The organism is Pseudomonas sp. PME37.24/006, from assembly GCF_055556635.1.
In genome coordinates this window covers 1-268 of sequence record NZ_JBVHNL010000118.1, presented here as the reverse complement: position 1 = coordinate 268, position 268 = coordinate 1, and the positions used below count along the sequence as shown (strand labels likewise).

At 62.3% G+C, this 268-nt stretch carries 1 protein-coding gene; it reads right to left on the bottom strand.

The annotated features are described in order from the left end of the window. Nucleotides 1–268, bottom strand: a 268-nt coding sequence (locus ACZ3GY_RS24075) for a GNAT family N-acetyltransferase (protein ID WP_465912266.1), incomplete at both ends; no start/stop codon positions are given.

Here is a 268-nt window from a genome sequence, read left to right as displayed (position 1 = left end):
GTTGTCCAGGCGCGAGAGGTCGAATTCCTGTTCCGAGTAGAACTTGCCCATGCGGCGCGCACCGTGGGGGCTCAGCACGCGATAGGTGCCGACCACGGAGAGGGTCTTGCTGTCGCGTACGATCAGGTGATCGCAGTAGTCGTCGAACTCATCCTTGTCCAGGCCTTCGGGGTTGGCCAGGGCCGACAGGTTCATCGCTTCGATGAAGACCTTGTAGCGCAGGCGCTGAACTTCGCGCACTTCTTCCGGGGTGCTGGCCAGGCTCAGG